The following is a 14,306-nucleotide window of genomic DNA, read 5'->3' as shown; positions in this document are numbered from 1 at the left end:
TTAGCAATTGGCCACTGGTCAGGTGATCTGAAGCAACGCGTTGCCTTGTGGGAGCGAGCCTGCTCGCGAAGGCGGCTGGGGAGGTGCCGAAAAGCTAGAAGGACGGCGCCTGCTGCCGCCGCTTCCACTGGCTCAACCGCTGCTGCAACTGCAACGGACTGTAAATCTGCTGCGCCCGAGCGCGGCTGAACAGAATCAACGCCAACTCCGCCGTGGCCAGTGCATCGGCACTCGCGTTATGCCGCTCGAACACTTCAAGGCGAAACCACTCGATCCACTCATCCAGCCCGGCCTCGCGAATCTGCGCCTGCGGACACAGAAACGGCGCAATGTCCGCCACATCCAGAAACACATGCTGCAGCTTATGCCCCAAGTGCTCCTTCACTGCACGCCCGAGCATGTGCTGATCGAACGGCGCATGAAACGCCAGCACCGGGCTGTCGCCGATGAACTCCAGCAACTCCAGCAACGCTTCCGCTGGGTCGCTGCCTGCGGCAATTGCACTAGGGCCGAGGCCATGAATCAGCACGCTGGGGCTGAGCTTCAATTCGCGGCATTGCAAGGTGCGTTCGAACTGCTGACGGAAATCGATCGCGCCGTCCTCGATCACCACCGCGCCGATCGACAGAACCCGATCCTTGCTCATATTCAGGCCGGTGGTCTCCAGGTCCAGCACCACCCAGCGCTGCTCGCGCAGGCTGCATTCGCTCAGCTCGGCAAGCGCCGGCAGCTTCGCCAGCCGCTGCTGCAAGTCCGCCGACACCACGGGGCTGGCCGGGCGTAGCCAGGAGAACAGGCTCATAGCTGATACCGCAAGGTCAGGCTGCTTTGCAGGCGCTGCGCCTGGCGCAGGGATTCGCGCAGGATGCGCCGGTCGAGATGATTGAGGCTGTCGGGATCGACGCGGTTGGAGTACGGCTGATTTTCCCGGGTTTGCAACTGATGCTGCTGCATCCGCGTTTGTTGAATGAAGTGATAGGCCTCTTCATACGCCGCGCCGTCGAGCGGCTCGATGACCTCTTTATCGACCAGTTGGCGAAAGCGTTCGAGGGTGTTGTTGGCGTCAATGCCATTGGCCAGCGCCAGCAGACGGGCGCCGTCCACGAACGGCGTCAGGCCCTGGATCTTCAGATCCAGCGTGGCTTTCTCGCCGTTCTTGCGGGCCAGCACGAATTCACGGAAGCGCCCAACGGGAGGGCGATTGCGCAGCGCGTTCTCGGCCAGCATGCGCTGGAACAAACGGTTGTCGGCGACCTGATCGAGAATGCCCCGGCGCAATTGCTCGCAGCCTTGCTCATCGCCCCAGACCACGCGCAGGTCGAAATAAATGCTCGAGCCCAGCAGGTTCTCCGGCGTGGCTTCGCGGATGAACGCCGCGAAGCGTCGTGCCCATTCGGCCCGCGACAGACACAGCTCGGGATTGCCGGCCATTATGTTGCCCTTGCACAGTGTAAAGCCGCACTGCGCCAGGCTCTGGTTGATCTGCTGGGCAATCGGCAGCAGCTTGCCGCGTATTTCTGCTGCGTGCGCCGCATCGCGAGCATCGAACAGGATGCCGTTGTCCTGGTCGGTGTGCAGCGTCTGCTCGCGTCGACCCTCGCTGCCGAAACACAGCCAACTGAACGGCACGCCCGGGTCGCCCTTTTCGGCGAGGGTCAGTTCAATGACCCGACACACCGTATGATCGTTGAGCAGGGTGATGATGTGAGTGATCTGCGTCGACGACGCGCCGTGGGCGAGCATGCGCTCGACCAGTTGGCCGATCTCGCCGCGCAAGGTCACCAGTTGCTCGATCCGTTGCGCGCTGCGGATGGTCCGGGCGAGGTGGACCAGATCGACCCGTTGCAGGGAGAACAGGTCACGCTCGGACACCACACCGCACAGGCGTTGATCCTTGACCAGGCAGACGTGAGCGATGTGCCGCTCGGTCATGGCGATCGCCGCATCGAAGGCGCTGTGATCCGGCGACAGATAAAACGGTGAACGGGTCATGTGCTGTTCGATGGCGTCGCTGAAATCACCGACACCTTCGGCGACCACGTGGCGCAAATCGCGCAGGGTGAAAATCCCCAGCGGCGCCTTGTGCTCATCCACTGCGACGATGCTGCCGACCTGTTGCTCGTGCATCAGCTTCACCGCTTCACGCAGCGGCGTCTCGGCGCTGCAAGTCACCGGATGGCGCATCGCGAGTTCACCGAGACGAGTGTTCAGCGAGTATTGGGTGCCGAGGGTCTCCACGGCTTTTTGCTGGACTTGCTGGTTGACCTGATCGAGCAGGCTGCTCACCCCACGCAAGGCGAAATCGCGGAAGGCGCTGGAAAGGGCGAACAGTTTGATGAACGCCAGTTTGTTCAGTTGCAGGCAGAAGGTGTCTTCGCCCGCCAGATGTTCGGTGCGTGTGGCGCGCTCACCGAGCAGCGCCGCCAGCGGAAAGCATTCGCCGGTGGTGATTTCGAAGGTGGTCTCTGTGCCGGGCTTGGTGATGTGCTGGCGTTCGCCGACCACCCGACCCTGTTTGACGATATAAAAGTGCTCCACCGGGCCGTCAGCCGGTTTGATGATGCTCTCGCCCTGGGCAAAAAAACGCAGCTGACATTGCTCCACCAGATAGGCGAGGTGGGCGTGTTCCATCTGATTGAAGGGCGGGAAGCGCTGAAGGAATTGCAGGGTGCCCTGAATGTTCTGCAACACCGCGGTTTTCCCTGCCTGGGTGAAGGCGTCCGCTTTGCTCATAACCATTACCGCAGTCTTTTTCGAATTGTTGTTGTCGGATCGTTGCCACCATGGTCAACCCCGGCGGGCAGGGTGCCCATTGGACGTAAGTCTAGGTTTTGCCACCATTGGCCGATTTTCGGAAATAACCTACGCAAAAGCTCGGAAAAGCTTGCGCTAGCCACTTGGAAAAAAATCCGACGAAGTGCACATTGAAGCGCTGTCCGGTGATGTCTGACGACTTGCCAGGGATTGTTTGAACATTTAGAGAGCGCCATGTCCGACCACGATATTTTGAGCGACGCCGAGCGGGAAGCGCTCAGCGCAGTGATGCTCGAACCTGATCTGCCGCCGCAGCGTGTCCTGATCGTCGACGACGACAAGGACGCCCGCGAGCTGTTGTCGGAGATACTCGCGCTGGACGGCATTCGCTGCATGACCGCAGCCAGCGGTGAAACCGCGCTGAAAATGCTCGATGAAAAGCCTTCGATCGGTCTGGTGATTACCGACCTGCGCATGGGCAATGTCGACGGCCTCGAGCTGATTCGCCAGGTGCGTGAATCGGTACGGGCAGCGATGCCAATCATCATCGTCTCCGGCGATGCCGACGTGAAAGATGCGATCGAAGCGATGCATTTGAGCGTGGTGGATTTTCTGCTCAAGCCGATTGATACGGGCAAGTTGCTTGAGTTGGTGAAGCATGAATTGGGCATTGAGCCCTAGAAGCCCCTCACCCTAACCCTCTCCCAGAGGGAGAGGGGACTGACCGCGGTGAATGTTGGAGGTACACCGACCTGAATTTCATGAGTCGAACTCAGGAATTGAAACTTCCCCAATCTGCTCCCCTTTCCCCTCTACCCCTTGGGGGAGAGGGCTGGGGTGAGGGGGATGGATCTCAAGCCCACCACAACAATCCAATCCACCTCACAAACAAAAAGGCCCTGATCTCTCGATCAGGGCCTTTTTCACTTCCAGCGTCAGCGCAAATTACAGACCATTCGCGGCCTTGAACTCACGACGACGACGGTGCAGCACCGGCTCGGTGTAGCCGTTCGGTTGCTTGGTGCCTTCGATGACCAGTTCGACCGCCGCCTGGAAGGCGATGTTGCTGTCGAAGTCCGGTGCCAGCGGGCGATACAGCGGGTCGTTGGCGTTCTGGCGGTCAACCACTGGCGCCATGCGCTTGAGGCTTTCCATCACTTGCTCTTGGCTGACGATACCGTGGCGCAGCCAGTTGGCGATGTGCTGGCTGGAGATCCGCAGCGTCGCACGGTCTTCCATCAGGCCGACGTCGTTGATGTCCGGCACTTTGGAGCAACCGACACCCTGGTCGATCCAGCGCACCACGTAACCGAGAATGCCCTGGGCGTTGTTGTCCAGTTCGTTCTTGATCTGCTCTGGTGTCCAGTTCGGGTTGACCGCCAGCGGGATGGTCAGGATGTCATCCACCGAGGCACGGGCACGTTTGGCCAGTTCGGCCTGACGCGCAAACACGTCAACCTTGTGGTAGTGCAGCGCGTGCAGCGCAGCGGCAGTCGGCGATGGCACCCAGGCAGTGTTGGCGCCGGCGAGTGGGTGAGCGATTTTCTGCTCGAGCATCGCTGCCATCAGATCCGGCATGGCCCACATGCCTTTACCGATTTGCGCACGACCTTGCAGGCCAGTGCTCAGACCGATATCGACGTTCCAGTTCTCGTAGGCGCCGATCCACTTCTCGGCCTTCATGTCCGCCTTGCGCACCACTGGGCCGGCCTCCATGGACGTGTGGATTTCGTCGCCGGTACGGTCGAGGAAACCGGTGTTGATGAACACCACGCGCTCGCTGGCGGCCTTGATGCAAGCCTTGAGGTTGACCGTGGTGCGGCGCTCCTCGTCCATGATCCCGACTTTCAGGGTGTTGCGCGGCAAGCGCAGGACATCTTCGATGCGCCCGAACAGCTCGTTGGTGAACGCCGCTTCTACCGGGCCGTGCATCTTCGGTTTGACGATGTACACCGAACCGGTGCGGGTGTTGCGCCGCGAGGTGTTGCCGTTGAGGTTGTGCATTGCCGCCAGACAGGTCACCAGACCATCGAGGATACCTTCCGGTACTTCGTTGCCTTGGCTGTCGAGGATCGCATCGATGGTCATCAGGTGGCCGACGTTGCGCACGAACAACAGCGAACGACCGTGCAGGGTCACTTCTCCGCCATTGGGCGCGGTGTAGGTGCGATCCGGGTTCATGGTGCGGGTGAAGGTCTGGCCGCCCTTGGACACGGATTCCGCGAGGTCGCCCTTCATCAGGCCGAGCCAGTTGCGGTAGATCACCACTTTGTCGTCGGCATCGACGGCGGCCACGGAGTCTTCGCAGTCCATGATCGTGGTCAGCGCCGCTTCCATGAGGATGTCTTTGACCCCGGCGGCATCGGTCTGGCCGACCGGAGTGCTGGCATCGATCTGGATTTCGAAGTGCAGGCCGTTGTGCTTGAGCAGAACGGCGATCGGCGCGTTGGCGTCACCCCGGAAACCGATCAACTGAGCGTCATCGCGCAGGCCGCTGTTGCTGCCGCCCTTGAGCGTCACGACCAGTTTGCCGTCAGCGATCCTGTAGCCGGTCGAATCGACGTGGGAGCCTGCGGCCAATGGCGCGGCTTCGTCGAGGAAGGCGCGGGCGAAGGCGATGACTTTGTCGCCACGCACCTTGTTGTAGCCTTTGCCTTTTTCCGCGCCGCCGTCTTCGCTGATCGCGTCGGTGCCGTAGAGAGCGTCGTACAGCGAGCCCCAGCGGGCGTTCGAAGCATTGAGCGCGAAGCGCGCATTCATCACCGGCACGACCAATTGCGGGCCGGCGGTGCGGGCAATTTCATCATCGACGTTTTGCGTCGTCGCCTGGAAATCAGCCGCTTCTGGCAGCAGATAACCGATCTCTTGCAGGAAAGCTTTGTAGGCCACGGCGTCGTGCGCCTGGCCGGCATGCTGCTGATGCCAGGCATCGATGCGCGCCTGGAAGTCATCGCGTTTGGCGAGTAGGGCTTTGTTCTTCGGCGCCAGGTCATGAATAACCTTGTCGGCACCTTCCCAGAATTGTTCGGCGGTGAGGCCGGTACCGGGAATGGCTTCGTTGTTCACGAAGTCGAACAGGACTTTGGCGACCTGCAGGCCACCGACTTGAACGTGTTCAGTCATTGCTTGCCTCACTCTGCTCAGCTATTTCGCTTTTCAGCTCGTCAATTTAACAATGAAGCTTCCGGCCATTTAAACCACAAACCTGCGGACCAGTACATGCCATTGCTGGCGGCTGGGCTAGGACCAATCAACGGCTTGGAGGCCTTGCTGACGGGGCTTTCAGGGTTGCGAAGGGCCTTGGGCAGACATCGATCCAGCGTTATGTAGTGCGCGCTGCGGCATACTACATGATGAGTTGCGCTTGTGAAAATCAGACTAATTACGTCGTTCTGCGACCTCATGACGCATTGCGGTCACGTCGCGGAACGGGATGTTCTCAAAAAAGCATTGGATTGTTCCAGCTAAATATCGAAAGTTGTACACATAATTACTGTTTGACTGCTATGGCGCGATTTGGCGTCTCCCCCTTTGCGATGAGCGAATCTGTGGCGAGGGGATTTATCCCCGTTTGGGTGGCGAAGCCGCCCCCTGCGGTCCGGCTGGCAGACCCAATTGGCAGGACTCACGACTGCTGCGCAGCCGGACGGGGATAAATCCCCTCGCCACAGGTCATCATCTGCCAGCACTGGGTCAGGCTGAATCAAGCCGCTTGCCTATACTTGCCCTTCGATAACAAAAGTCATGACAAGAGGGCTGCGCCATGGACCATCTCGTACTCACCGTTTTCGCCCCGGACAAGCCCGGGCAGGTCGAGCGCATCGCCCAATGCATTGCCGAGCACGGCGGCAATTGGCTGGAAAGCCGCATGTCACGCATGGCCGGGCAGTTCGCCGGGATTCTGCGCGTGGGCGTGCCGGCGGAGGCTTACGACGAACTGGTCGATGCCCTGCAAGCGCTGTCGGCCCATGGCATTCGGGTATTGATTGCCGAAAGCGGAGTGGAGCAGTCCTGCACGTGGAAACCGATCGCCATGGAACTGGTCGGCAATGACCGGCCGGGTATCGTCCGCGATATCACTCGGCTGTTGAGCGAGCAGGGCGTAAACCTGGAGCGACTGGTAACTGAAGTGCGCCCGGCGCCAATGAGTAGCGAGCCGCTGTTCCACGCCGAGGCGATTCTCGCGGTACCACTGACGCTGTCGCTGGATGTGTTGCAGGCGCGCCTGGAAACCCTGGCCGATGATCTGATGGTCGAACTGGTGTTGCGCACAGAGGTTTAAACGTTCACAGGGTTATTCAGGTTTAACGTGCACCTGCCTGTGGATAACCTGTAGAGACAGACCGCCACGCCACGCCGGCCGTGGCTTTGCGCAGGTTGATCAAAAAATCGCCAACATTCAGTGACTTGCGCACAAACGGCGGGGATCACGCTGTGGATAAGCTTGGGAAGGAACGATGCAGGCCACGAGAACCGTGGCCTGCGGAGGTTTGTGCGTTTTTTGATCAGGCGCGCCGGCGCAAACTTATCCACGCATCAACGCTGTAGACCGCCAGACCGGCCCAGATAAACATGAACGCGACCAGCGTGCTGGACGACAAATGCTCGCCAAACAGCAGCACGGCTTGCAGCAACACCAGCGTCGGCGCGATGTATTGCAGGAAGCCGATGGTGGTGTAGGGCAAGTGGCGGGTGGCGGCGTTGAAACACACCAATGGCACCAGCGTCACCGGGCCGGCAGCCACGAGCCACCAGGCTTCAGAGGTGGTCCAGAAGGCCGGCTGCACACTCGTGGCAGTCTGATTGAACAGCAACCATGCGATCGCAATCGGCACCAGCATCCAGGTTTCCACTACCAGCCCCGGCAACGCCTTGACCGGCGCCTGCTTGCGGATCAGACCGTAGAAGCCGAAGGTCAGCGCCAGCGCCAGCGACACCCACGGCAAGCTGCCGACCTGCCACACCTGCTGCGCCACGCCGATGGCAGCGAGACCGACCGCGACCCACTGCATGCGCCGCAGCCGTTCGCCAAGGATCACCATGCCCAACAGCACGTTGACCAGCGGATTGATGTAGTAACCCAGACTCGCCTCGAGCATGCGGCCGTTGTTCACCGACCAGACATAGGTCAGCCAGTTGGCCGCGATCAGCGTGCCGCTCAGGGCCAGAATCGCCAGGCGTTTTGGATTGTCGAGCAGCTCGCGCAGCCAGCCCGGGTGTTTCCATACCATCAGTAGCAACGCACCGAACAGCGCCGACCACAGCACCCGATGGATGATGATCTCGACGGCCGGGACTTCGGCGATGGCTTTGAAATAGATCGGGAACAGGCCCCAGATGATGTAGGCGCTCAGGCCCAGAATGTACCCGCGACGCGGGTTGGCGGCTTGCATGCAGAATCCTTGCTCAGGCAGCTGACAAAGGAGGGATTGTAAGGAGATTTGTCTGCAAGTGAGTTGTGAATTTGTGAACACCGGACAAATGTAGGAGTGAGCCTGCTCGCGATAGCGTCGGGTCAGCCAACATCAAAGTTGAATGTCCGTCCGCTATCGCGAGCAGGCTCGCTCCCACAGGGTTCAGGTTTGAATCAGAAAAGTTTCAGCGGCTCTTCATTCAGTGCCGCCAGCTGCTCACGCAACGCCAGCACCTGGTCGCCCCAATACCGCTCCGTGCCAAACCACGGAAAGCTGTGCGGGAATGCCGGGTCGTCCCAGCGCCGCGCCAGCCAGGCGCTGTAGTGCATCAGGCGCAGGGCGCGCAACGGTTCGATCAGTGCCAGTTCGCGCGGGTCGAAATCATGGAATTCGTTGTAGCCGTCCATCAATTCCGACAACTGCCCCAGACACTCCTGGCGATCGCCGGCAAGCATCATCCAGATGTCCTGCACCGCCGGGCCCATGCGGCAATCGTCGAGGTCGACGATGTGGAACATCTCGTCGCGGCACATCATGTTGCCGGGGTGGCAGTCGCCGTGCATGCGGATGTTCTGGTGCGGCGTGGCGGCGTAGACATCTTCGACGCGTTTGAGCAGGTCGCGGGCAACCGACTCGTACGCCGGCAGCAGGCTCTTGGGAATGAAATTGCCCTCAAGCAGGGTGTTCAGCGAGGCATGGCCGAAGTTTTGCACCGCGAGGGCTTCGCGGTGCTTGAACGGCTTGGTACCGCCCACCGCATGCATGCGCCCGAGCAACTGGCCGAGGCGATACAGCTGATCAAGGTTGCCCGGCTCCGGCGCACGGCCCCCACGGCGCGGGAACAGGGTGAAGCGGAAACCGGCGTGCTCATGCAGGGTTTCGCCGTTGTGGATCAGCGGCGCTACTACCGGGATGTCGATGTCGGCCAGTTCGAAAGTGAACTGGTGCTCTTCGAGGATGGCCTCGTTGGTCCAGCGCTGCGGACGATAGAACTTGGCAATCAGCGGCTCGGAGTCTTCGATACCGACCTGATACACACGGTTTTCGTAGCTGTTGAGCGCCAGAATGCGCGCGTCGCTGAGGAAACCGATGCTTTCAACGGCATCCAGGACGAGATCGGGGGTGAGGGTTTCAAACGGGTGGGCCATGCTGACTCCTGCGCGCAGCAGGCTGCTGCGTCCGGCCCGGCATGGTAGCGCAGATGGCAGCGCGAAGGGTGTTGGTGTCTGCCCGGGCCTCTTCGCGAGCAGGCTCGCTCCCACCTTGGAATGCGATTCCCTGTGGGAGCGAGCCTGCTCGCGAAAGCGGTTTATCAGGCGCCGACGATCCCGCCGTCTTCGCGGGTAATCGCCATCACCGAAGACCTTGGCTTGCCGTTGGGCAGGTGCTCGGGGAAGGTCGAACCACCGTTTTCGCCCGGATGCTGGATGCCGACAAACAGGGTTTTCTGATCCGGCGAGAAGCTGATTCCGGTCACTTCACAACCCACCGGCCCGACCATGAAACGGCGAATCTCACCGGTCGCAGGATCGGCGCAGAGCATCTGGTTGTTGCCCATCCCGGCGAAGTCGCCAGCGTTGCTCGAATCGCCGTCAGTGAGAATCCACAGGCGTCCGGCCTTGTCGAACCCCAGACCGTCGGGGCTGTTGAACATGTTCTGCGGGGTGATGTTGGATGAGCCACCCTTCGGCGTCCCGGCATGCACGCCCGGGTTGCCGGCGACCACAAACAGATCCCAGGCAAACGTCTTCGAGGCGTGATCGTTGCGGTCGGTACGCCAGCGCAGAATCTGCCCGTAAACGTTCTTCTCGCGCGGGTTTGGACCGCCCACCGGTTGCCCGTCTTCACCGCGCTTGGCGTTGTTGGTCAGGGTGCAATAAACCTGGCCGTCCTTGGGGCTGACGACGATCCACTCCGGGCGGTCCATGCGCGTTGCGCCAACCACGCTGGCGGCAAGGCGCGCGTGGATCAGCACTTCCGCCTGATCGGCAAACCCGCTGCTGGCGTCGATGCCGTTCTTGCCGTGGGTCAGTTCGATCCACTGGCCCCGGCCTTTCGGGTGATCAGGGTTGCGGTCGCCGGCATCGAATTTGGCTACATACAACGTGCCGTGATCGAGGATGTCGCGGTTGGCTTTCTGATTGCGATGGTTGATGCGGTCGCGGCTGACGAATTTGTAGATGAACTCGCCACGTTCGTCGTCGCCCATGTACACCACAGCGCGACCATCGTCGGTCTCGGCGAGTGCGGCGTTTTCATGCTTGAAGCGGCCCAGCGCGGTGCGTTTGACCGGAGTCGATTGCGGATCGAATGGGTCGATCTCGACCACCCAGCCGTGACGGTTGAGCTCGTTGGGGTTCTTGGCCATGTCGAAGCGCGGGTCGTGCGGGTGCCAGTTGATGTCCTTGCTGCTGGCGACAACGCCGTAGCGCTTTTGCGCGGCATCGAATTGCTGCTGGGCGTTGCTGCTGCCGAAGCAGTCGGTGAAGTTTTCTTCGCAGGTCAGGTAGGTGCCCCACGGCGTCTTGCCGTTGGCGCAGTTCTGGAAGGTGCCGAGGACTTTTTTGCCGTGCTTGTCGGCGGCGGTTTTCATCAAGTCGTGGCCGCGGGCCGGACCGCTGATGCGCAGCGGCGAGTTACCGTGAATCCGACGGTTGTAGCGCGAGCCCTGGACGAATTGCCACTGGCCGTTCTTGCGCTGCACTTCGATCACCGACACGCCTTCGCAGGCCAATGCCTTGCGCACGTCTTCAGCCGACTGCGGCATGCCGCCATGCGGATACAGGTAGCGGTAGTTGGTGTATTCGTTGTTGATCGCCATCAGCGCGCGGTTCTTGTCGTCCGGGAAGGCGAACAGGCTCATGCCGTCGTTGTTGTCGCCGAACTGCACTTCCTGTGCGGCAGCGGTGCCGTTACCGCTCGGATCGAAGGCTGGGCCGTTCTTGTGCAACGGCTGGCCCCAACTGATCAGCACCGAAGACTTGTAGCCCTTGGGCAGGCTGATGGCGTCGCTGGTCGCCGCCGGAATGCTCTCGAAACCGAGCAGGCGGCTGTTGCCGGCGCTGACGCTGGCGGCCATGACGCTGCGGCTCAACAGGTTGCCGCCGAGGAACATCGCCGCGCCGCACAATGCACCGGCGCTGATGAAACCGCGACGGCTGAGGCCGACCATTTTTTCCAGATCAGTGGATTGGTTTTCTTCTAATAGGCTCACATCAGGCTCCCTGCTTGGTTATGGGCAACACCTTAATGCGGGTCGATGACGCTTTTGTGGCAAGGACAAATCAGAGCGGCGTGCCGATCAGCACGTTGGACGGCGCGCATTGCACCTGCACCGCAGACCCCACGGCGAGTTGCTGGTTGCGCAAGTGCAGCGGTTCGGCCAAGGCGCAAAGTGTCTGGCCGTTGGGCAGGGAAATGCGCACCTCGCTGGGACCGTCCTCGGCATCGAGGATGGCTTCGATGGTGCCGCGCAGGACATTGTGTCCGGGCGTGGCCGGCTGATCGGCGCCGAGCAACTCAAGCCAGCCAGCCTTGATCAGCGCCATGACTTCGGTACCGACCTGCAATTCCAGATGCACGGTGCTGTCGTGGGTGATCTGTGCCTCCAGAGCAATGCCTTCTGCCAGTTCGAGGCGGATCAGATCGTTGCGCCCCTGCGGCTGAATGGCCGCGACCGTGCCATGCAGCTGATTGCGCGCGCTGGTCCTGAGCATCAGCCGCCCGAGCAGGTCGAGATCACTGGCGTCTTCCGCCGCTTCCAGCACCTGTGCCTGCAACGCCTGCAATTTCTGATACAGGCGCAGCACTCGCTCGCCCTCGCTGGACAATCTGGCGCCACCGCCACCCTTGCCGCCCACCACGCGCTCGACCAAGGGTTTCTGCGCCAGGTTGTTCAGCTCATCGATCGCATCCCACGCCGCCTTGTAACTGAGCCCCGCGCTCTTCGCCGCACGGGTGATCGAGCCTTGCTCGGCGATGTGTTGCAGCAGGGCAATGCGCTGCGGGCGGCGGACGATGTGCTGGGACAGCAGGGTGGGCAGGGACATGGCAGAACGCTTCTGGCTCGGGCGATGAAATGGACGTTGGCCACTTGCAACGCATGAGTCAAGCCTGACGCAAAGCCCCCTGTGGGAGCGAGCCTGCTCGCGAAAGCGGTTTGACCAACAACAGCTTTGTTGAATGTGATGCCCATTCGCGAGCAGGCTCGCTCCCACACGATATCTGTATTCGCTTCAGGTACCGGGTTTCGGCGTGCGGGCCAGGCAATACACATCGACCCGCGCCGCACCTGCATTCATCAGCAACCGCGCCAGCGCTTGAGCGGTCGCGCCCGTGGTCAGAACATCATCCACCAGCGCGCAATGGCGGCCACTGACCTGCGCGTCAGGCACCAGCGCAAAGGCATTGCGCAAATTGCGTTTGCGCGCCTTGGCGTCGAGATCCTGTTGGGCATCGGTGTCGATGACTCGCCGCAGCAGCTGTTCTTCGCACGGCAAATCCAGCGAAAAACTCAACCAGCGCGCGAGCATCGCCGCTTGATTGAATCCTCGCCGACGCAGTCGTTTATTCGCCAACGGCACCGGTAGCAACACATCGGGGCGCGGCAGGTCCTCGGCGAAGCGATGCTGCAGGTATTGGCCGAGAACGTCGGCGAGCAGGTGACCAAACGGCCATTTCGCGTTGTGTTTAAACCGTGTAATCAGACTGTCCACGGGGAAGCCATAAACCCAGGGCACGGCGACCTGTTCGAAGGCCGGAGGCTCTAGCAGGCATTCGCCGCAAGTCAGGCCATCCGCCGCCAGCGGCAAAGCGCAGGTCTGGCAGTGACTGCCGAGCCAGGGCAGCTCGGTTTCACAGGCCTCGCACATTGGCATTTGTGCTTCTGCGGGCTCATCGCACAGCAAACAGGCCTGTACGTTTTTTAAACAGATGTAAACCTGTCCTTGGTATTGCGGTTGACAGCGCATCGCTCTTCCTTAAATATGCCGAACATCCGTGTAGCGGCTGTGGGTATTCCGTTTCCCCCAGCGCCAGCCAAGCATAACCAAGGAATTGCCCATGAGCGCGAGCACCACCGCCACCCTGCGTCACGATTGGTCTCTGGCCGAAGTCAAAGCACTCTTCGTACAGCCATTCAACGACTTGCTGTTCCAGGCGCAAACGGTGCACCGCGCGCATTTCAACGCCAACCGCGTGCAGGTCTCGACACTGCTGTCGATCAAGACCGGCGCCTGCCCGGAAGACTGCAAGTACTGCCCGCAGTCCGGGCACTACAACACCGGTCTGGAAAAAGAAAAACTGATGGAAGTGCAGAAGGTCCTCGAAGAAGCGGCCCGCGCCAAAGCCATCGGTTCGACGCGATTCTGCATGGGCGCGGCGTGGAAACATCCGTCGGCCAAAGACATGCCGTATGTGTTGAAGATGGTTGAAGGAGTAAAAGCCCTCGGCCTGGAAACCTGCATGACCCTCGGCCGTCTCGATCAGGAGCAGACTGAAGCGCTGGCCAAGGCCGGTCTCGATTACTACAACCACAACCTCGACACCTCGCCGGAGTTCTACGGCAGCATCATCACCACCCGCACTTACAGCGAGCGCCTGCAGACGCTGGCCTATGTGCGCGAGTCGGGAATGAAAATCTGCTCCGGCGGCATTCTCGGCATGGGCGAATCGCTGGACGATCGCGCCAATCTGCTGATCCAGTTGGCCAACCTGCCGGAGCACCCGGAATCGGTGCCGATCAACATGCTGGTAAAAGTCGCCGGCACGCCGCTGGAAAACGCCGAAGACATCGACCCGTTCGACTTCATCCGCATGCTCGCCGTCGCGCGCATCCTCATGCCGCAATCCCACGTGCGCCTGTCCGCCGGTCGCGAAGCGATGAACGAGCAGATGCAGGCCCTGGCATTTTTCGCTGGCGCCAACTCGATTTTCTACGGCGACAAATTGCTCACCACCGCCAACCCGCAGGCGGACAAGGACATGCAGCTGTTCGCGCGCCTCGGTATCCAGCCTGAGGCTCGCGAAGAGCACGCGGATGAGGTGCACCAAGCGGCGATCGAGCAGGCGCTGGTGGAGCAGAAAAGCAGCGAGCAGTTCTATAACGCTGCCGTTTAAAAGCTGCACGGATTGCGCTGA

Annotated in this window: 11 protein-coding genes; 3 read left to right on the top strand and 8 right to left on the bottom strand. The window is 61.0% G+C overall.

Translation table 11 applies throughout. The features are described 5' to 3' along the window. Positions 1-94: 94 nt before the first annotated feature. Both AB4O12_RS19160 and AB4O12_RS19155 read right to left on the bottom strand, forming a co-directional pair. Entirely contained in the window at positions 95-802 is a 708-nt protein-coding gene (locus tag AB4O12_RS19160) for a 3'-5' exonuclease (protein ID WP_282387023.1), read from the bottom strand. After that, positions 799-2,733 carry a putative nucleotidyltransferase substrate binding domain-containing protein gene (locus tag AB4O12_RS19155; RefSeq protein ID WP_317633866.1) on the bottom strand — a complete coding sequence of 645 codons (1,935 nt, stop codon included), beginning with the start codon at positions 2,731-2,733 and terminating at the stop codon, positions 799-801. Before AB4O12_RS19155 ends, AB4O12_RS19160 begins: the two co-directional genes overlap by 4 nt. 255 nt (positions 2,734-2,988) lie before the next feature. On the opposite strand from AB4O12_RS19155, the gene AB4O12_RS19150 reads away from it, so the two are divergent. After that, positions 2,989-3,435, top strand: coding sequence for a response regulator (locus AB4O12_RS19150; RefSeq protein WP_016772851.1), 447 nt, complete (start codon positions 2,989-2,991; stop codon positions 3,433-3,435). A 264-nt stretch (positions 3,436-3,699) separates the two neighbouring features. Here the strand turns inward: AB4O12_RS19150 and AB4O12_RS19145 are convergent, their stop codons facing one another. Beyond that, positions 3,700-5,877, bottom strand: a complete 2,178-nt coding sequence (locus tag AB4O12_RS19145) for a malate synthase G (protein WP_460059498.1) — start codon at positions 5,875-5,877, stop codon at positions 3,700-3,702. A gap of 640 nt (positions 5,878-6,517) precedes the next feature. On the opposite strand from AB4O12_RS19145, the gene AB4O12_RS19140 reads away from it, so the two are divergent. Continuing rightward, positions 6,518-7,036: a glycine cleavage system transcriptional repressor gene (locus tag AB4O12_RS19140; protein WP_016772854.1), complete on the top strand. Its 519-nt coding sequence runs from the start codon at positions 6,518-6,520 to the stop codon at positions 7,034-7,036. A 223-nt stretch (positions 7,037-7,259) separates the two neighbouring features. On the opposite strand, the gene rarD is transcribed toward AB4O12_RS19140, so the two are convergent. The 5 genes from rarD to AB4O12_RS19115 all read right to left on the bottom strand — a co-directional run bounded on the left by rarD (position 7,260) and on the right by AB4O12_RS19115 (position 13,138). Next, positions 7,260-8,147: an EamA family transporter RarD gene (rarD, locus tag AB4O12_RS19135; RefSeq protein WP_041476730.1), complete on the bottom strand. Its 888-nt coding sequence runs from the start codon at positions 8,145-8,147 to the stop codon at positions 7,260-7,262. Between the two features lie 194 nt (positions 8,148-8,341). After that, positions 8,342-9,316, bottom strand: coding sequence for a serine/threonine protein kinase (locus AB4O12_RS19130; protein ID WP_056786600.1), 975 nt, complete (start codon positions 9,314-9,316; stop codon positions 8,342-8,344). 164 nt (positions 9,317-9,480) lie between these two features. Beyond that, positions 9,481-11,382, bottom strand: coding sequence for a PhoX family protein (locus tag AB4O12_RS19125; RefSeq protein WP_460059495.1), 1,902 nt, complete (start codon positions 11,380-11,382; stop codon positions 9,481-9,483). 70 nt (positions 11,383-11,452) lie between these two features. After that, positions 11,453-12,217, bottom strand: coding sequence for a TOBE domain-containing protein (locus tag AB4O12_RS19120; protein WP_460059493.1), 765 nt, complete (start codon positions 12,215-12,217; stop codon positions 11,453-11,455). A 186-nt stretch (positions 12,218-12,403) separates the two neighbouring features. Then, the gene (locus AB4O12_RS19115) at positions 12,404-13,138 is read right to left on the bottom strand and encodes a double zinc ribbon domain-containing protein (protein WP_460059491.1); all 735 of its coding nucleotides are present in this window, start codon (positions 13,136-13,138) and stop codon (positions 12,404-12,406) included. A gap of 91 nt (positions 13,139-13,229) precedes the next feature. On the opposite strand from AB4O12_RS19115, the gene bioB reads away from it, so the two are divergent. Continuing rightward, the gene (gene bioB, locus AB4O12_RS19110) at positions 13,230-14,285 is read left to right on the top strand and encodes a biotin synthase BioB (RefSeq protein WP_110603564.1); all 1,056 of its coding nucleotides are present in this window, start codon (positions 13,230-13,232) and stop codon (positions 14,283-14,285) included. The last annotated feature ends 21 nt before the right edge of the window (positions 14,286-14,306 follow it).

It is taken from the genome of Pseudomonas sp. S2_A05 (assembly GCF_054668485.1).
This window is presented reverse-complemented; position numbering and strand designations above follow the sequence as displayed.